The sequence below is a fragment of the Limosilactobacillus kribbianus genome, from assembly GCF_026413145.1.
Classification (GTDB): Bacteria; Bacillota; Bacilli; order Lactobacillales; family Lactobacillaceae; genus Limosilactobacillus; species Limosilactobacillus kribbianus.
Genome location: NZ_JAOVYZ010000003.1, coordinates 79,835 through 98,838, shown reverse-complemented (window position 1 = coordinate 98,838; position 19,004 = coordinate 79,835). Strand labels below are relative to the sequence as shown.

Below are 19,004 nucleotides of genomic sequence, written 5' to 3'. Positions count from 1 at the left end.
AACTACAGGAGAATTTAACCTATACCAGTTGACCAAAGCCAATGATAATTAGAGGTTATCATGCGGTGACCAGAAAACAAGTTGTATAGTAGCAAAATCCGAAAGGATATATTTATAGAATACGAGGAGGATTTTATCATGACACGAAAAGTTGCCGTAATCGGAATGGGGCACGTTGGTTCAACAGTGGCCCACTATATTGTTGCCAACGGCTTTGCGGACGACCTGGTCCTGATCGACACTAACGAGGCCAAGGCCCAAGCGGACGCCCTGGACTTCCGGGACGCGATGGCCAACCTGCCCTTTCACACTAACATCGTGGTCAACGACTATGCGGAATTAAAGGACGCCGACGTGATCGTGTCCGCCCTGGGGAACATCAAGCTGCAGGACAACCCTAACGCGGATCGCTTCGCCGAACTGCCATTTACCCGGAAGGCCGTTGCCGGCGTGGCCCAGCAGATCAAGGACAGCGGCTTTAACGGTAAACTGGTCGTCATCACCAACCCGGTCGACGTGATTACCTCCCTGTATCAAGAAATTACCGGCCTGCCAAAGGGCCATGTGATTGGGACCGGGACCTTGCTCGATTCCGCCCGAATGAAGCGCGCCGTGGCCGAGCGTCTCCACGTGGATCCACGCTCCGTGGCGGGCTATAACCTCGGCGAACACGGGAACTCCCAGTTCACTGCTTGGTCGACGGTCAAGGTTCTTGACCAGCCGATTGCCAAGCTAGCAGCGGACAAGGGGCTGAACTTAGACGAGCTGGATAAGGAGGCCAAGATGGGTGGCTGGACCGTCTTCAAGGGTAAGAAGTACACCAGTTACGGGGTCGCCACCGCCGCGGTTCGCCTGGTCAACGTCATCCTGTCCAACTCCCTGACTGAGCTGCCGGTCTCCAACTACCGCGCGGAATATGGGGTTTACCTGTCATACCCGGCCGTGGTGGGGCGTGACGGGATCGTAGCTCAGGCCCAGCTGGATCTGACGAAGGAAGAACTGCAGAAACTGCAAACCTCCGCCGATTTCATCAAGCAAAAGTACACGGAAAGTCTGGCTGCCACCGGAAAATAGCGAAATGCGCCTTTCCATGCTAAACTAGATCTAAGCAAGGGACTATGACGAGAGTTGTGGTCCTTTTTAGTGTGGAAAGAGAGGTTAAATGAAATGACCAAAGAAGTAAAGCGCATCATCCTGGTTGTGATTCTCTGCGAATTCTTGATCTGTCTGGGGATGAGCCTGGTGTTCCCGGTGATCCCGTTTATTAAAAATGAATATCATTTTTCCGCTTTTGAGATGGGGATGATGTCATCACTGTTCGCCTTGGTCCAATTCGTCACTTCGCCGGTGGTCGGGCGCATTTCTGACAAGATCGGCCGGAAACCGATGCTTGTCTGGGGCCTGGTGATTTTTTCCCTGGCGGAATTTTTATTTGCGATTGCCCAGCATCTCTGGGCTTTCGACCTGTCGCGTGCCGTTGACGGCCTTTCTGCGGCGATGTTCGTACCGACTTCAATGGCGTTGGCGGCGGACCTGACGACGCCCCGGGACCGGGCAAAGGTGATCGGCTGGCTCTCGGCTTCCTTCAGCGGGGGCCTGATTCTAGGACCCGGCTTGGGCGGCCTGCTTGCCAATGTCTCCTATAAATTTCCGTTTTGGGTTGCCGGGGTGCTCGGCCTAATCAGCACGACTGTTGCTTGGATCTTGCTGCCGAGTGACCAGGACGAGCGTTTCCAAAGCACGACCAAACGACCGGAGAAGCAACTGATGGGCAGCACCTGGTCCCAGGTCAAGGGGATCTTGACGCCCGCCTTGATCACGCTCTTTGCGATGATTTTTGTGGCCGCCTTTGGTCTCGCCGGCTTTGAGAGCATCTACAGCCTTTATGTCAATGAGGTCCACCACTTTGACCTAGCGACGATTGCCCTTGTTCTAACCTTGAATGGGATCATTTCCCTGATCCTCCAGGTCTTCTGTTTCGAGGCCCTGGTGCGTTGGCTGGGTGAAGTGCGGCTAATGCGTTATAGTTTTATTTTAGGTGCAATCGGGACGGCCTTTGTGATTTATGACCATTCGCACTGGCAGTTGGTCATCGCTACCCTGGTGGTCTTCGAGGCCTTTGACCTTCTGCGGCCCACGATCACGACCCTCTTGACCAAGATGAGCGCCGACAATCAGGGATTGCTGAACGGTATCAACATGTCGCTGACCAGTGTCGGCAACATCATTGGGCCGCTGATCTCTGGTGCCCTGCTGGATATGAATTACCAGTACCCGTACTGGATCGTGATTGGCTTCCTCCTGGTTTCGTTCGTTATTACATACCGGATGCGGCACGTAATGGTTAAAGATTAGTGAAAATTAAATCAGGGGCACGGAAAAATGCAGCTTTTCCGTGCCCCTTGTTTAATTTTAAATGGCTTATTCCTTCAGCCGGTGCTTCCAGTCCAGGCTGGCCCGGTACAGGCCGTAGCCAATCAGGCAGGTGACAATGTCGCTGGCCGCCTGGGCCCAGACGATTCCGTGGTAGCCAAAGTTGTGCTTGAACAGCTCCAGGGCGATCCAGTAGATGATTCCCTGGCGTGAGATCGACATGATGAAGGCGCCGAGGGCGTTGCCGATCGACTGGAAAACGGTGGTGTAGACCAGGATGAGGCCCACCAGCGGGGTTGTGACCAGGGTCGCTAACAGCATGTAGCTGCCGGCGTTGACGATCGCCGGCTGGTTCATGAAGAGGGCGGTCAGCGGCCGGGCAAAGATCAGCAGGACGCTGCCGACGACCAGTGCGTAGCAGACCTGGACCAAAAAGTCGAAGCGCAGGATCTCTCGCAGCCGTTTCCACTGCCGCGCCCCGTAGTTATAGCCGACGAGCGGCTGGGAGCCAAAAGCAAAGCCGACGATCACCATGGTGACGATCCCGTAAATCTTCTGGGTAATTCCCATCGCGGCTACCATGTCGGTCCCGTAGATCGCTAGCGATGAGTTAAGCAGGGCCATGCCAAAGGTTTGGGCAAAATTGGTGATGGAGCCGGGGATCCCGATGGCGATGACGTCCCGGGTTGTTCGACCGTCGATGCGGGCCCGATGTATGTCCATGTTAATAACGCGGGCCCGTTTGGTAACAAAGTAGACGAGCAGGAGATCGGTAAGAACATAGCCAATGACGTTAGCCAGACCGACTCCCGCCGCGCCCCATTTGAAAACGAAGAGGAAGATTGGGTCCAGGATGATCGCCAAAATGGTGCCGGCCATCGACGCAATCATCGCTTGGCTGGCCAGTCCCTCGGTTCGGATCAGGTTCTGGGGGATGATCGAAAAGACGATAAAGACGGCTCCTAGACTGAGGACACGGTAAAAGGCGGCGGCCGCGTCGTAGGTTGCCGGCTTGGCCCCCAGTAAATTAAGGATTGGGTGTTCGAAGACCAACAGGATCACCGTCAATAAAAGTCCCGCAACGATTCCGCCGTACATGCAGAAACTGCTGACCCGCTTGGCCAGGTCTGGCTTTTTTTCACCGAGCAGGCGGGAAACAACGGAGCTGCCACCGAGGCCGAAGATATCCGAGACCGCCAGCATGAACATGAAGAGTGGGGCCCCGAGCGTCACCCCGGCCACTAGCCGCGGATCGCCGGTCTTGGCCACGAACATCGTGTCGGCGAGGTTGTAGATCATCGTTGTAATCATGCCCAGGACCACCGGCAGGGCGAGCTTGAAGTAGACTCGTTTCACCGGTGCCGTGGAAAATAGTTCATCCATCGAAAAAACTCCTCTAAAAAAGCGGTCAGAGCATGGTGGAGGAATCATTCCTCGCGACTGCTGACCGCTATCGTAATTAATCTTATTGTGAATATTCTAAGGGATCCGGAATCAAAATGCAATTGCCTACATTACATTGTCTTGGCCGTACTTGCACATTGCCAGCAGGGGGCAGTGGTCGCACTTGGGATTACGGGCCGTGCACTGGTAACGGCCCCAGAAAATCATGCTGTGGTGGGCATCCAGCCACTTGTCTTCTGGGACGGCGGCCATCAGGCGTTTCTCAATTTGCAACAGGGTGGCCTTAGGGGCGACCATTGCCAGACGGCGGGCGACCCGGCTGACGTGGGTGTCGACCGGGAAGGCGGGGATATTGAAGCATTCGGCCAGAACCACGTCGGCGACCTTGCGTCCGACGCCGGGCAGGGTCATCAGTTCCTTGCGTGTCTGCGGAACCTGGCCGTTAAAATCGGTGAGAGTCGCTCGGGAGCAATTGACGAGGTACTTGGCCTTTTTGCGGTAGAGGCCGAGCTGCTTGATGTAGGGCTCCACCGCCTCGGGTTCGACGGCGGCCAGGTCTTTGGGTCCCGGGAAACGCTGGAAGAGTGCCGGGGTGGTGAGGTTGACGGACTTGTCGGTGGCCTGGGCGCTGAGAATGGTGGCGAGCAGAAAATGAAAAGTGGTGTCGGCCTTCAGGGTGGTGCCGGCATCCGGGAAGGCCTGGCGCATGGTTTGAATGGCCTGACGGATTTCTTGATCGGTAAGCATGAGTGAGCACTTCTTTCTGTTAATGGTTCTACTAGCTTGATTTTCGCGACTTGCAGGATGGAAGTCAAGTTGCACAAATTGCAAAATTAAAGAATTTTAATTTTAATCTCAGATCCACCGACAAATGACAAATGCCGTAAGCTAAGAAATGAAAACGCTTATTGTTGATATTTGAACAAACTAGGGCCGCCAAATTAATTAAATTAACGTTTGACCTCGGCAGGCCCACTTGGTAGAATAAATTAAAGTTTTTCTTATGATTCTAATAAATATCTAATAAAGGAGGAAGAGTTATGAGTTTTTGGAAAACGATCACGCGTAAAGAAGATCCGCGTGTTTATGCAAACAAAGACGGCCACTTGGTCCGATCACTGCGGGTGCGTGACTTTCTAGCACTGGGTGTCGGAACCATTGTGTCGACCTCAATTTTCACTCTTCCCGGTGAAGTTGCGGCAATGCATACCGGGCCAGCGGTTTCAATTTCGTTCCTGGTTGCGGCCATTGTTGCCGGTCTGGTGGCCTTTGCCTACGCCGAGATGGCGGCGGCAATGCCCTTTGCTGGTTCGGCTTATTCCTGGATCAACGTTGTCTTTGGTGAATTCTTCGGTTGGGTGGCCGGTTGGGCCCTCTTGGCCGAATACTTTATCGCTCTGGCCTTCGTTGGCTCCGGGCTCTCGGCCAACTTTCGGGCATTGATTGCCCCACTTGGCTGGAAGCTGCCGGCTTCACTCTCCAACGCCTTTGGGACCGACGGCGGGGTGGTTGACCTGATCTCCGTGGTCGTCATTGCTGCGGTTGCCCTCCTGATTTCCTTCGGGGTGTCCCGGGCAGCCCGGGTGGAAAACATCCTGGTGGTCTTAAAGGTTTTCGCCGTCCTGCTCTTCATCGTAGTCGGCCTCTTCGCTCTGCACGCTTCTAACTACGTGCCGTTTATTCCGAAGTATCGTGAAACGGCCAACGGGGCCTTCGGTGGCTGGCAGGGGATCTACGCCGGTGTCTCAATGATTTTCTTATCATACATCGGTTTTGACTCCATCGCTGCCAACTCGGCTGAAGCGATCAACCCGCAAAAGACGATGCCGCGGGGGATCCTGGGTTCTCTGGCCATCGCCGTGGTCCTCTTCGTTGCAGTTAGTCTGGTCCTCGTCGGCATGCTGCCATACCAAAAGTACGCCAACAGCGCCGAACCAGTCGGCCTGGCGCTGCGGGCGGCCGGTCACGGTGGCGTGGCAACCGTCGTTCAGAGTATCGCCGTCGTGGGGATGTTTACCGCCTTGATCGGGATGAGCATGGCCGGTTCTCGGCTGATCTACTCCTTCGGTCGTGACGGGATGCTGCCGAAGTGGCTCGGTGGCCTGGACAAGAACCAGCGGCCAAACCGCGCACTGTGGACCCTGACGCTTGGGGGAATCCTCATCGGGGCCTTCTTCCCATTCTCCTTCCTGTCCCAGCTGATTTCTGCCGGGACCCTGATCGCCTTCATGTTCGTTTCCCTCGGTATTTACGCCCTGCGGAAGCGTGAAGGTAAGGACATTCCGGATCCGGCCTTCAAGGTGCCGTTCTACCCGGTCCTGCCTGCCTTAGGCTTCTTGGCCTCCTTGTTTGTCTTCCTCGGACTGGATTACGAGGCCAAGCTCTATGCTGGGATTTGGTTCTTAATCGGTCTGGTAATTTACTTTGCATACGGTATGAAGCACTCCTACTTAAGTAAAAAGGAAGCGAATGAGGATGGACAAACCAAGTAATCGCGAAATCTTAAGAAAAGAACAGGCGGCCTTCTCCAGTGCCGCACGGATTAAATACTACGACATCGTGATCGACCACGGGCACGGGGCGATCATCACCGATGTCGAGGGCAACGACTACATTGATCTCTTGGCCAGCGCCAGTTCGACCAACACCGGTCATGCCCACCCACGGATCGTCAAGGCGATTGCCGACCAGGCAGCCAAGATTATCCAGTACACGCCGGCCTACTTTGCCAACTCCCAGGCAGCCCGGCTGGCACCACGCTTGGCAGAATTGGCACCGATGTCCGGTCCGGTCGAAATTGCCTGGGGAAACTCGGGCTCTGATGCCAACGACGCCATCATTAAATTTGCCCGGGCCTACACCGGGCGGCCCTACATGGTTTCCTTCACCGGGGCCTACCACGGCTCCACCTATGGTTCCATGACCCTTTCGTCCGTCACCTTAAACATGAGCCGCAAGATGTCGCCGCTCTTGCCGGACGTGGTCAAGGTGCCATTCCCGTCACCGTGGGATCGTCTGCCGGACGAAACCGAGGACCAGTTTGTCGAGCGGATGTTTAAGGCCTTCAAGCAGCCGTTTGAAACCTACTTGCCGGCCGAGGAAACGGCGGCGATCATCATCGAACCAATCCAGGGGGACGGGGGGATCGTCAAGACGCCACCGGCCTACATGCAGAAGATCTATGACTTCGCTAAGGAGCACGGCATCCTCTTCGCCATCGACGAGGTTAACCAGGGGATGGGACGGACCGGGAAATGGTGGTCCATCCAGAACTTCCCAGGGATCGAGCCAGACCTGATGTCCGTCGGCAAGTCCCTGGCTTCCGGGATGCCGCTCAGCGCAATCATCGGCCGCAAGGAAATCATGGAGTCCCTCGGTTCCGCCGCCAACGTTTACACGACGGCCGGGAACCCGGTTACGACGGCGGCTGCCAACGCCACTTTGGACGTTATCCAAGACGAGCACCTGCTGGAACGTTCGACCCGGTTGGGCAAGAAGGCCGCGGACTTCTTTAACCAGGAGAAGGCGAAATTTGACTTCATCGGGGGCGTGCGGATGTACGGCCTCGACGGCGGAATTGACATCGTCGATCCAGCTACCGGCAAGGGTGACGTAGAGGCCACCACCAAGCTGATGTACCGGATCTTTGAGCTCGGTGCCATCATTATTAGCCTGCGGGGCAACATTCTGCGCTTCCAGCCGCCGTTGGTTATCACCGAAGAGCAGTTGGATCAGGCCTTTGCCATGATTGACCAGGCCTTCAGCGAGCTGGCGGCGGGGAAATTGTTGCTGCCGCAAAATGCCGACGAGTTGGGTTGGTAAGAGAGAAATTAAGCAAATAGCACCCGATAAACCTGCAGATTTATCGGGTGCTATTTTTGCAATTTGCCTTGAACGGCGCCTTTCGGTTATACTTTAAACGCCGTCTTAGCTCAGATAGGTAGAGCACATCCATGGTAAGGGTGACACGGCAGTTCAACTCTGCCAGACGGCTTCGGGTAAAATAAATGAGCGACTAGGGAGAATTCCCCAGTCGCTTATTTATTAGTCTTCAATTTTTAGAATTTCATCGACCGGAACACGGTCCGAGCGATAGTGATTGATGTGTGAATTGGTTGCGTAGCCTAATTCAATTCCAACCATTAGTCGTTCCGTTGTTGGAATGCCTAGAATGGAACGGATTTCGTCCGGGAAGCGAACCGAGTTGTAGGTCGGGATCGAATCGATTCCCAGGTCTTTGGCGGCCAGCATCAACGTTTGGGCAAAGGCACCAGAGTCGAGAATTGACCAGTCCGGCGTTTGGGTCGGAATGGTGATGTAGGCAATTGCTGCGGCACTGTTCAGCGTGTTCATTGCCCGGGTCATCTTTGAATGGGCTTCGTCGAAAGTGCTGAAGTGGGCAACAATGTCATGTCGCCATTTTTTCATGTTGGCCTGGGTGCGCTCGTTCCATTGGGTGCGGCTCATCACGGCTAGATCAGGATTGCTTTTGGTATGGGCCGCATCCTTTTGCTGGAACATGGCCTTGATGTCTTCCAAGTGTTTCCCGGTCGCAATGTAAACCTTCCAGGGCTGTGAATTTACCCACGATGGCGCCCATTGTGCCAATTTAACAATTTGGCGCAGCTTGCTGTGGGAGATGGAGCGCTCACTAAATTCCCTGACCGAATGCCGGCCAGTAACGACACGATCAAATTCCATTTTGTCACCTTCTAGTTATCAAACATTGCAATGCCCAGTGGCGTTACAAATTGTGGGTAGAGCGGCTTATAAACCTTTCTCTTCAGGACCTTGCTAAAAGTTTTTGTAAATTCGTCAAAGTTGGTTGCACCACCAACGACGATGACGGGGTCGTTGACTTCGGACCCCATGTTTTGAACAATGGCGGCCATCTTTTCAACGACTGGCTTGATAACGGAGTAAACCTCTTCTTCCTTGTCCTTGTTCCGCTTGAGCTTTTCAGCCTCTTCATTTTTGATCTTGTATCGGCCACCTAGGACAAGGGTCATGTGGAAGCCACCGGTGGCCTCATCGATGACGTGCGTTAACTTACCGTTTTGGAAAATACTGATCCCGGTGGTTCCACCACCAATATCAACAACGGTACCGGTCTTGAGCCGCAGGAATTTGGCCGCGGCGGTCGGTTCGTCTTCTACACCGGTGCACAGCATTCCGGTTTCCTCGATGACATTGGCGACGACTTTGGCACTCTTTTCACCGGTCTTCGGTGGGATGGCTCCGCACGCGGTCTTTAATTCCACGCCCAGCACCTCTTCGGCCTTGGCCTTTAAGCGCCGGAGAATGTTGACCGATTCCATGAAGTTAACAACGATCCCGTCCTGGACGGCGTGGTCATATTCGTATGCGCCGTAAACGATGTTGTCGTCCTTATCTAAAACGGTTAAAACAATTGAGGAGGTCCCAAGGTCAACGCCAACCTTTAGCTTGTCGCCTTCCTTCACCTTTTTCAGCGCTTTGTCACTATTAACAATTGATTCAAAACGTTTCAATTGCTTGTTGCTGTTTGCTAATATTTTGTCCCCCATTATCTCCACATCCTTACTATTTGCTTTTAAACGTAAAAGAAGGCTGAGGAACATCCCAGCCTCCTAAACCAATCATTTGATTATGCAATTGCTTCTTGCAAGGCACAAGCGATGATCCCGCCGACGATTGGGCCAACCATTGGAACCCAAGCGTACCACCATTCAGCACCGCTCTTGTTAGGAACCGGCAGAATAGTGTAGGCAAAACGTGGTGCCCAGTCACGGGCAGGGTTCAACGCGAATCCGGTGGTCGTCCCCAGGCAGGTACCAACAACCGCAATGACCAGACCAACAACCAGTGGCTTTAAGCCCTTGCTGAAGTCACCAAGGTTCAGCAGAATGAAGATAAATGCAAAAGTTGCAATTACTTCTGAGAAGAAGTTGAAAACTGGACTCTTGATTGCAGGACGGGTAGCAAAGATTCCGACGTTGTTACCTTCTTCTTCAGTTTTGGTTGCCTTGAATTGTGGATAGAATTGAATAATTACTAATGCGGCACCGACAAATGCACCTAAGAACTGACCAAGCAGGTATGGAATAACATCGCTCCACGGGAAAAGCCCAAAGATTGCGTACGGAATGGTTACAGCTGGGTTCAGGTGACCGAGTGAGCCAAAGAAACTAGCAACGTAAACCCCCATGGTAACAGCGAGTCCCCAGGAGATACAGATGTACCACCAGCCGCTTTGCTTACCATAGGTCTTGTTCAAACTATTACCAGCACAACAACCGGCACCTAATAAAATCAGGACCATTGTGCCTAAAAATTCACCTATAAATCCATGCATGTTAAAAACACCGACCTTTTATGATTTAGTTACAAAATTGTATGCGCTTTCTATTCGATTTTTATGTTAACATACTCACTATGTCTTTTATTGTCTTGATAATATTATTTGCCCATCAAGCGCAATAATCTGTTAAATCATTCAACCAAATAATGTTATTTTGCTATATAAATTTGATGAACTAGCGCTCTTTTGAATCATTTATCTTTTTTCTCGAACGCAAAATTTTAAAAGTTCATTTTGGGCTTGCACAGGATTGTATAAAGATTCTGCTGATTAATTAAGGAAGCAATAATAAAACAACAGCCTGAGAACGGAGAATTTTCCTCTTGCTCTCAGGCTGTTGTTATTTAGTATTTAGTAGATTTTTTCTGTATAAATCCATTGAATAACGGACTTATCGAAGACATTGATCTCACTGGCCGGTGTGATCGGTTGTGCACAATCAACGGTATAAACCCAACCCGCTTGCTGGGCAACGTCATTTAAATCGTCAATCGAATGAATATAAGGATAACCATTTACGTCCCGTGCTTTAAATGAAATACCATTTTGATTGAAAAAGTCTTTTGAAATTTCGTAAACAGACTTATTTGAGCGCCATGTTAAATCTCTTGGAATGGTGTAAATCTTTTGAATTGCGGAATTGTATTTTCGGTACTTAGACGGTGTCATTCCGACTTTTTGCTTAAAAATCTTGGTAAAGTAACTCGCCTGTGAAAATCCAATTTGCCGAGCTAACTTATTAATCGGCGTGCTTGAGAAAACTAGCTTTTCTTGCGCTAACGCAATCTTTTGTAGGTTGATGTAGTTGATAAAATTATCATTAAAGTAGTTTTTGAAGATCCGACTTAAATAAGAAGGCGAAAGGTAAATCTTTTGCGAAACACTTTCTAGCGTCAACGACTTTTCGAGATTGGAGTGAATGTATTTGAGGGCCATCATAATATTCTTTTCGATATCGTTTGGTGCCGCGTCATCATCAGCACCATTGATCGTCATCTTTGAAAGGGCCGCCGCCATATTCTCTTCTTCAGAGATGCCGAGGATACCGTTAAAGACCTTCAAGAGTGAGTTGATTTTAGGCGTTTCCAGCTGATTGAGGATTTGAATAGTGGCTGTTTTACTATCTAGTACGTCGCTAACCGAAACTTCAATATACTTGCGGCAAAGTTTAATTGATTCTGTGTCAAGCTGTGAAATATCCAGAATAAAGAAGCCACTCAGTGATTCATCGATGGCCAAGGGGTAAATAATATACTTTTTTAACTCCAATTTACGTAAATAGTTAATTGCAACGTTGGAGTCAAAAAGGAAGGTATTACTGTCGACAACTGCACCGGTAATACCAACGAAAATGATGTCAATGCTTGTGATTTTTGTGAATAACTTGGTAACTTTTTGGATATTGTTGAGAAATTTAGATGAATATTCGTACATAAATAACCTCGATTGGCTCTTAAAAAGGGTTAATTTGATAATATATTAACATACATTCGTGCAAAAAGAAGCTTTTGAACTTGCTATTATTATATATAATTGCTGTTTGTTGTTATTTTAACCTTGTAAGCGATATTTAAGATAAAATATCACAAACATTGTGTAATAGAATAAAAATGTACAAAATTGTAAGCGATTTCTAGGAATCACTGTTTATCTTTTAGGAGGCATTTTTATGGGACAAGAAGCACTTGGTTTAATTGAAACCGAAGGACTTGTAGCTTCAATCGAAGCTGCCGATGCAATGGTTAAGGCTGCTAATGTTAAGCTGATTGGTCAAGAAAAGATCGGTCACGGACTGGTAACTGTTATGGTTCGTGGTGATGTTGGTGCTGTTAAGGCATCAGTTGACGCTGGTGTACAAGCTGCCGAAAACATTGGGGAAGTTGTATCTAACTACGTAATTCCACGTCCTCAATCTGAAGTCGAAACTCTCTTGCCAAACAAGGATTAGTTTTAACGAGATAAAGCCCTTATACAGGTAATAAGGTAATTATCTGTGTTAAGAGCTTTATTATTAGGAGCTTTAACAAAGCAGGAGGCTAAAAGAATGAATGACTTTCTGAACTCTACTAGTTCCGTTCCAGAATTTGTCGGGGCTAGTGAAATCGGTGACACGATTGGAATGGTAATTCCAAGCGTTGACCAACAACTGTTAGACAAATTACACGTTACAAAGCAATACAAGACCTTAGGGATCTTAAGTGACCGTAACGGTGCCGGTCCACAAATCATGGCAATGGACGAAGGTGTCAAAGCCACAAACATGGATTGTATCGATGTTGAATGGCCACGTGATACCAAGGGTGGCGGTGGCCACGGTTGCTTGATCATCGTTGGTGGTGATGACCCAGCCGATGCACGTCAGGCTGTTCGTGTTGCCTTAGACAATCTGAACCGGACATTCGGTGATGTTTACAGCTCTAAGGCTGGTCACTTGGAATTCCAGTTTACTGCCCGTGCTTCTAACGCGGCCCACGTTGGCCTCGGTGCAGTTGAAGGCAAGGCATTTGGATTGATTTGTGGTTGTCCTTCAGGGATTGGTGTCGTAATGGGAGATAAGGCCTTAAAGACCGCTGGTGTTGAACCATTGAATTTCACTTCACCAAGTCACGGTACAAGCTTCTCAAACGAAGGTTGTCTGACCATTACCGGTGATTCAGGTGCTGTTCGGCAAGCTGTAATGGCTGGTCGTGAAATTGGCTTGAAGTTGTTAGCAGAACTTGGCGAAGAACCAGTTAGTGATTTTCCACCGTACATTAAGTAGATCTGAAAGGAGGACTACTTTATGAAGCGTCAAAAGCGTTTTGAAGAACTAGAAAAACGTCCAATTCACCAGGATACATTTGTTAAAGAATGGCCTGAAGAAGGTTTCGTAGCAATGATGGGTCCAAACGACCCAAAGCCAAGCGTTAAGGTTGAAGATGGCAAGATTGTCGAAATGGATGGCAAGAAGCTGGAAGACTTTGACTTAATTGACCTATACATTGCCAAGTATGGAATTGATGTTAATCGGGTTGAAGAAGTTACCAAGATGGACTCAACCAAGATCGCTCGGATGTTAGTTGACCCGAACGTTTCCCGGAGTGACATCATCAAGATCACCTCAGCATTAACCCCAGCAAAGGCCGAAGAAATTATTAGTAAGCTTGACTTTGGTGAAATGATCATGGCCATCAAGAAGATGCGTCCGCGTCGTCGGCCAGACAACCAGTGTCACGTTACGAACACGGTTGATAACCCTGTTCAAATTGCTTCCGATGCCGCCGATGCAGCGCTGCGTGGCTTCCCAGAACAAGAAACTACGACTGCCGTTGCTCGTTATGCACCGTTCAACGCTATTTCAATTCTGATTGGTGCCCAAACTGGTCGTCCAGGTGTTCTTACTCAGTGCTCCGTCGAAGAAGCTACTGAACTGCAACTGGGGATGCGTGGATTTACTGCCTACGCTGAAACGATTTCTGTTTACGGGACCGACCGGGTATTTACCGATGGTGATGACACGCCATGGTCGAAAGGGTTCCTGGCTTCATGTTACGCATCTCGTGGTTTGAAGATGCGGTTCACTTCTGGTGCCGGTTCAGAAGTTCTGATGGGTTACCCAGAAGGAAAGTCCATGCTCTACCTTGAAGCACGTTGTATCCTGCTTACCAAGGCTTCCGGTGTTCAAGGTCTGCAGAACGGTGCCGTAAGTTGTATCGAAATTCCAGGTGCCGTTCCTGATGGTATCCGTGAAGTTCTTGGTGAAAACCTCTTATGTATGATGTGCGACATCGAATGTGCTTCTGGTTGTGACCAGGCATACTCCCACTCAGACATGCGGCGGACTGAACGGTTTATCGGTCAGTTCATCGCCGGTACTGACTACATCAACTCCGGTTACTCATCCACTCCTAACTACGATAACACGTTCGCTGGTTCAAACACTGACGCAATGGACTACGATGACATGTACGTCATGGAACGTGACCTGGGTCAATACTATGGTATTCACCCAGTTAAGGAAGAGGATATCATTAAGGCTCGTAACAAGGCTGCTAAGGCTCTGCAAGCTGTCTTCGAAGATCTTGGTCTGCCAAAGATCACGGACGAAGAAGTTGAAGCCGCAACCTATGCTAACACGCACGACGACATGCCAAAACGTGACATGGTTGCAGATATGAAGGCTGCTCAAGACATGATGGACCGTGGCATCACTGCCGTTGACATTATCAAGGCTCTGTACAACCACGGCTTCAAGGATGTTGCTCAAGCCGTTCTGAACCTGCAGAAGCAAAAAGTGGTTGGTGATTACCTCCAGACCTCATCAATCTTTGATAAAGACTGGAACATCACTTCTGCCGTCAATGACGGAAATGATTACCAAGGCCCAGGTACTGGATACCGTCTTTACGAAGACAAGGAAGAATGGGATCGGATTAAGGATCTTCCATTCGCACTTGATCCAGAACACTTGGAACTGTAGAGAGGAGGTAGTCGGTTATGGCTGATGTTGATGAAAACTTATTACGTAAAATTGTTCAAGAAGTTTTAAGCGAAACTAACCAAATTGACACAAAAATAAACTTTGATAAAAATGACAGTGCCTCATCCACCGAAGAACAACAACCAAACAGCAAGGCTGTTCCTGAAAAGAAGGTTGATTGGTTCCAATCCGTTGGTGAAGCCAAGCCAGGTTACTCCAAGGATGAAGTTGTAATTGCAGTTGGACCTGCCTTTGCAACTGTCCTTGACAAGACTGAAACGGGGATTCCGCACAAGGAAGTTCTTCGTCAAGTAATTGCCGGGATCGAAGAAGAGGGCCTGAAGGCACGGGTAGTTAAGGTTTACCGTTCTTCAGACGTTGCCTTCATTGCCGTTCAAGGTGACCACTTATCTGGCTCCGGAATCGCCATTGGTATTCAGTCCAAGGGGACGACGGTTATTCACCAGAAGGATCAAGACCCACTGTCAAACCTTGAATTGTTCCCACAGGCTCCAGTGCTGACCCCAGAAACATTCCGGGCAATTGGTAAGAACGCCGCAATGTATGCAAAGGGTGAATCTCCAGAACCTGTCCCAGCGAAGAATGATCAACTTGCTCGTATTCACTACCAAGCTATTTCAGCAATCATGCACATTCGTGAAACTCACCAAGTTGTTGTTGGTAAGCCTGAAGAAGAGATCAAGGTTACGTTTTAAGGAGGCATAATGATGAGTGAAGTTGATGACTTAGTAGCAAAGATCATGGCCCAAATGGGTAACGCGGCTTCTACTAGTTCAACTAGTTCTGCTTCAACTAGTAAAGAAATGACCGCTAAGGATTACCCTCTTTACCAAAAGCACCGTGACTTAGTAAAGACACCAAAGGGTAAGAGCCTTGATGACATTACCCTGGAAAAGGTTGTAAACGACCAGGTTGACCCAAAGGAACTGCGGATTACTCCTGAAGCCTTGAAGCTGCAAGGTGAAATTGCTGCCAGCGCTGGCCGTCCAGCAATTCAAAAGAACCTTCAGCGGGCCGCTGAATTAACGCGGGTTCCCGATGATCGTGTCCTTCAAATGTACAACGCATTACGTCCATTCCGTTCCACTAAGCAAGAATTATTGGACATTGCGAAGGAACTTCGTGACAAGTACAACGCCAATGTTTGTGCTGCTTGGTTCGAAGAAGCGGCTGACTACTATGAAAGTCGGAAGAAGCTTAAGGGCGACAATTAATATTTTGAATGAAGTAGGGAGTTTTGTGTATGTCAACTGAAAAAGTAATTGGTGTTGATATCGGGAATTCCTCCACTGAAGTGGCATTGGCTGATGTCGCTGACAACGGAGCGGTTCACTTTATTAACTCAGGAATTGCCCCTACTACAGGTATCAAGGGTACGAAGCAAAACCTAATCGGTATTCGGGACGCAATCAATCAAGTCTTAAACAAGTCCAACTTAACGATTAGCGATATTGATCTTATCCGGATTAACGAGGCGACCCCGGTAATTGGTGACGTTGCGATGGAAACGATCACCGAAACGGTTGTTACCGAATCAACAATGATTGGACACAACCCGGATACGCCGGGTGGCCTTGGAACTGGTGCGGGGATTACCGTCCGGCTGCTTGACCTCGTTAAGCAAACCGATAAGAGCAAGAGCTACATTGTGGTTGTTCCAAAGGATATTGACTTTGAAGACGTCGCTAAGCTGATCAATGCTTACGTGGCCTCTGGTTACAAAATTACCGCTGCAATCATGAAGAATGACGACGGGGTGCTTGTTGACAACCGGCTGAACAAGAAGATTCCGATTGTTGACGAAGTTGCTATGATTGACAAGGTGCCGTTGAATATGCTGGCAGCTGTTGAAGTGGCGGGCCCAGGGCAGGTTATTTCTCAACTGTCTAACCCATACGGCATTGCCACCCTGTTCAACTTGAATTCAGAAGAAACCAAGAATATCGTTCCTGTTTCGCGGGCGCTGATTGGGAACCGTTCAGCCGTTGTTATTAAGACTCCGGCTGGGGATGTTAAGGCCCGGGTAATCCCAGCAGGTAAAATCATCATCGATGGTGATACCGGTAAAGAAGAAGTTGGTGTTTCCGAAGGTGCTACAGCCATCATGAAGAAGGTTTCCAGCTTCCGGAACATTAATGATATTACTGGTGAGTCTGGGACCAACGTCGGCGGAATGTTAGAGAACGTTCGTCAAACGATGGCGGACCTGACGGGAAAGCAAAATAGTGATATCGCAATCCAAGACTTGCTTGCGGTTGATACACAAGTCCCTGTTGAAGTTCGTGGTGGTTTGGCTGGTGAGTTCTCAAACGAATCAGCTGTCGGCATTGCCGCGATGGTTAAATCTGACCACCTGCAAATGGAAGTAATTGCGAAGTTGATTGAACAAGAATTCAATACCAAGGTTGAAATTGGTGGTGCTGAAGTTGAGTCAGCCATCCGTGGGGCCTTAACGACGCCAGGGACCGACAAGCCAATTGCAATCCTTGACCTGGGTGCCGGTTCAACCGATGCGTCAATTATTAACAAGGAAAATCAGACGGTTGCCATTCACCTGGCTGGTGCCGGTGATATGGTCACCATGATCATCAATTCTGAATTAGGCCTACATGATATTCACCTGGCCGAGGATATCAAGCGGTACCCACTGGCTAAGGTTGAAAATCTGTTCCAAATTCGTCACGAGGATGGTTCCGTTCAATTCTTTGAAGAACCATTACCATCTGAATTGTTTGCACGGGTTGTCGTAATCAAGCCAGACGGCTATGAACCAGTTTCTGGTAACCCAAGCATTGAAAAGATTAAGCTCGTTCGGCAGAGCGCGAAGAAACGGGTCTTCGTTACCAACGCACTGCGGGCCCTTCGATACGTCAGTCCAACAGGAAATATTCGTGATATTCCATTCGTTGTCATTGTTGGTGGTTCCGCCCTGGACTTTGAAATTCCACAACAGGTTACCGATGAATTATCTCACTTTAACTTGGTTGCCGGACGTGGGAACGTTCGGGGAATTGAAGGGCCACGGAACGCGGTCGCAACAGGGTTAATCCTCAGATATGGTGAAGAAAGAAGGAAACAGTATGAACAATGATTCAGAACGTCCTTCGATCGTTGTTGGCATCAGGGAGGGAGCAACCGTTCCTGATTCAGCAAAACCATTATTCAATGGGATTGAAGAAGAACAAATTCCGGTGGCAGTCAGAACAATTGATATTGATGATGTCGTTAGCAGAGCCTATCAATCAGCTCTTGCTTCACGGCTATCGGTCGGAATTGCTTTTGACGGTGATCGCTTCATTGTTCACTACAAAAACCTGAAAGAAGACCGGCCATTATTTGATGAGACCATTCATGATGGAACGCAATTGCGAATCTTAGGAGCAAATGCAGCGCGGTTAGTAAAGGAAATTCCCTTTAAGAAAATGGTAAACAGGTGATTTAATTATGGAGTCTTTAGGCTATGTAGAATGTAATGGATTATCTGGTGCTATTGTTGCTGCTGATCGAATGTTAAAGACTGCGGATGTCAAACTGAGTAGTATTCAAAATACGAAAGGTAATGGTTGGGTGACACTACAAGTTTCTGGTGAACTTTCTGCCGTTTCGGTTGCTGTTCAGGCAGTAAAGGAAGGGCTACCAAACGTGTATGTAACTTCGACCGTCATTGGTCGTCCTGCTTCAGGATTAGATACTTTAGGAAAAACCGATTTATTAAAGCCAGCTTCAGAACAAAAGGCAAGCAAGCCAGCCCCGGCTAAAGCCGCGGTTGCCAAGTCTGCCCCTGTTGAAGACAGCGTTGATAAAGAAGTAAGTGAACAGCCAAGCGAACAGGCTGACGTCAAGCCAGTTGCAGAAACAACAAGTGCAGCACCTGCTGAAGACGAACAACCGACGACAGAAGTCAGTGAGAAGTCTTCAGAAGCGCCAGCATCAACTGCGGCTGCGGATACGCAAAAAGTTACTGATTCTAAGAAGGAACAGAAGACGACCGCTGCTGATGAAAAGGTCACGTGCAACCTGTGTGGCGACCCGAAGTGCCCAAGAAAACTCGGTGAATCACACAAGAAGTGCATCCATTACAACGAATTAAAGAAAAAATAGGAGGAACTTATTATGAACAACGCTTTAGGAATGATTGAAACCAAAGGGTTAGTTGCATCAATCGAAGCCGCCGATCAAATGGTAAAGGCAGCTAACGTTACGCTGACCGGTCAAGAAAAGATTGGTAGCGGACTGGTAACTGTTATGATCCGTGGTGATGTTGGTGCCGTTAAGGCCGCCGTTGATGCCGGTGTTCAGGCTGCTGAAGGCGTTGGGGAAGTCGTATCATCTTACGTAATTCCTCGTCCTCACGAAGAAGTTGAAAAGATTCTGCCAACCAAGAGCGACGCAGAGTAATATTTAAAA

General features: G+C 49.3%; 19 protein-coding genes and 1 tRNA gene. 14 read left to right on the top strand and 6 right to left on the bottom strand.

Going from position 1 to position 19,004, the window contains the following annotated elements; translation table 11 throughout:
• The first annotated feature begins 138 nt into the window (after positions 1-138).
• Positions 139-1,074 (top strand): L-lactate dehydrogenase, encoded by a 936-nt coding sequence (locus OCT58_RS01790; protein WP_267201120.1) that lies wholly within the window; start codon positions 139-141, stop codon positions 1,072-1,074.
• A 93-nt stretch (positions 1,075-1,167) separates the two neighbouring features.
• A complete protein-coding gene (locus tag OCT58_RS01785) occupies positions 1,168-2,355 on the top strand; it encodes an MFS transporter (RefSeq protein WP_267201119.1) in 1,188 nt (395 codons plus the stop codon).
• A 66-nt stretch (positions 2,356-2,421) separates the two neighbouring features.
• On the opposite strand, the gene OCT58_RS01780 is transcribed toward OCT58_RS01785, so the two are convergent.
• Both OCT58_RS01780 and nth read right to left on the bottom strand, forming a co-directional pair.
• A complete protein-coding gene (locus OCT58_RS01780; RefSeq protein ID WP_267201118.1) occupies positions 2,422-3,756 on the bottom strand; it encodes an MATE family efflux transporter in 1,335 nt (444 codons plus the stop codon).
• 126 nt (positions 3,757-3,882) lie between these two features.
• Entirely contained in the window at positions 3,883-4,524 is a 642-nt protein-coding gene (gene nth, locus OCT58_RS01775) for an endonuclease III (protein WP_267201117.1), read from the bottom strand.
• A 293-nt stretch (positions 4,525-4,817) separates the two neighbouring features.
• Between nth and OCT58_RS01770 the strand changes: the two genes are divergently transcribed.
• From OCT58_RS01770 to OCT58_RS01760, 3 genes are all read left to right on the top strand, one after another.
• Positions 4,818-6,269, top strand: coding sequence for an APC family permease (locus OCT58_RS01770; protein WP_267201116.1), 1,452 nt, complete (start codon positions 4,818-4,820; stop codon positions 6,267-6,269).
• Complete coding sequence (locus OCT58_RS01765; protein ID WP_267201115.1) at positions 6,253-7,599, top strand: aspartate aminotransferase family protein; 1,347 nt, start codon at positions 6,253-6,255, stop codon at positions 7,597-7,599. The genes OCT58_RS01770 and OCT58_RS01765 overlap by 17 nt, the downstream gene beginning before the upstream one ends.
• A gap of 99 nt (positions 7,600-7,698) precedes the next feature.
• Positions 7,699-7,771 (top strand) — tRNA-Thr (locus OCT58_RS01760).
• 50 nt (positions 7,772-7,821) lie between these two features.
• Here OCT58_RS01760 and OCT58_RS01755 read toward each other — a convergent pair.
• The 4 genes from OCT58_RS01755 to OCT58_RS01740 all read right to left on the bottom strand — a co-directional run bounded on the left by OCT58_RS01755 (position 7,822) and on the right by OCT58_RS01740 (position 11,551).
• Complete coding sequence (locus tag OCT58_RS01755) at positions 7,822-8,478, bottom strand: nitroreductase (RefSeq protein ID WP_267201114.1); 657 nt, start codon at positions 8,476-8,478, stop codon at positions 7,822-7,824.
• Positions 8,479-8,489: 11 nt separating this feature from the next.
• Entirely contained in the window at positions 8,490-9,323 is an 834-nt protein-coding gene (gene eutJ, locus OCT58_RS01750) for an ethanolamine utilization protein EutJ (protein ID WP_267201113.1), read from the bottom strand.
• 80 nt (positions 9,324-9,403) lie between these two features.
• Positions 9,404-10,111: an MIP/aquaporin family protein gene (locus OCT58_RS01745; protein ID WP_267201112.1), complete on the bottom strand. Its 708-nt coding sequence runs from the start codon at positions 10,109-10,111 to the stop codon at positions 9,404-9,406.
• A gap of 357 nt (positions 10,112-10,468) precedes the next feature.
• Positions 10,469-11,551, bottom strand: coding sequence for a helix-turn-helix domain-containing protein (locus tag OCT58_RS01740; protein WP_267201111.1), 1,083 nt, complete (start codon positions 11,549-11,551; stop codon positions 10,469-10,471).
• 235 nt (positions 11,552-11,786) lie between these two features.
• Between OCT58_RS01740 and OCT58_RS01735 the strand changes: the two genes are divergently transcribed.
• From OCT58_RS01735 to OCT58_RS01695, 9 genes are read left to right on the top strand one after another with little or no spacing between them, the layout of a single operon-like run.
• Positions 11,787-12,065 carry a BMC domain-containing protein gene (locus tag OCT58_RS01735; protein ID WP_267201110.1) on the top strand — a complete coding sequence of 93 codons (279 nt, stop codon included), beginning with the start codon at positions 11,787-11,789 and terminating at the stop codon, positions 12,063-12,065.
• Positions 12,066-12,110: 45 nt separating this feature from the next.
• Positions 12,111-12,878: a propanediol utilization microcompartment protein PduB gene (pduB, locus tag OCT58_RS01730; RefSeq protein ID WP_267201109.1), complete on the top strand. Its 768-nt coding sequence runs from the start codon at positions 12,111-12,113 to the stop codon at positions 12,876-12,878.
• Positions 12,879-12,899: 21 nt separating this feature from the next.
• Complete coding sequence (locus tag OCT58_RS01725; protein WP_267201108.1) at positions 12,900-14,576, top strand: propanediol/glycerol family dehydratase large subunit; 1,677 nt, start codon at positions 12,900-12,902, stop codon at positions 14,574-14,576.
• 17 nt (positions 14,577-14,593) lie between these two features.
• A complete protein-coding gene (locus OCT58_RS01720; protein ID WP_267201107.1) occupies positions 14,594-15,292 on the top strand; it encodes a propanediol/glycerol family dehydratase medium subunit in 699 nt (232 codons plus the stop codon).
• A gap of 12 nt (positions 15,293-15,304) precedes the next feature.
• Entirely contained in the window at positions 15,305-15,811 is a 507-nt protein-coding gene (locus OCT58_RS01715; protein ID WP_267201106.1) for a diol dehydratase small subunit, read from the top strand.
• 29 nt (positions 15,812-15,840) lie between these two features.
• Positions 15,841-17,688, top strand: a complete 1,848-nt coding sequence (locus OCT58_RS01710) for a diol dehydratase reactivase subunit alpha (RefSeq protein ID WP_267201105.1) — start codon at positions 15,841-15,843, stop codon at positions 17,686-17,688.
• Positions 17,654-18,034 (top strand): glycerol dehydratase reactivase beta/small subunit family protein, encoded by a 381-nt coding sequence (locus OCT58_RS01705; RefSeq protein WP_267201104.1) that lies wholly within the window; start codon positions 17,654-17,656, stop codon positions 18,032-18,034. Before OCT58_RS01710 ends, OCT58_RS01705 begins: the two co-directional genes overlap by 35 nt.
• A 7-nt stretch (positions 18,035-18,041) precedes the next feature.
• Positions 18,042-18,698 carry a BMC domain-containing protein gene (locus OCT58_RS01700; protein ID WP_267201103.1) on the top strand — a complete coding sequence of 219 codons (657 nt, stop codon included), beginning with the start codon at positions 18,042-18,044 and terminating at the stop codon, positions 18,696-18,698.
• Between the two features lie 9 nt (positions 18,699-18,707).
• Positions 18,708-18,995: a BMC domain-containing protein gene (locus tag OCT58_RS01695; RefSeq protein ID WP_438361105.1), complete on the top strand. Its 288-nt coding sequence runs from the start codon at positions 18,708-18,710 to the stop codon at positions 18,993-18,995.
• Positions 18,996-19,004: the final 9 nt, after the last annotated feature.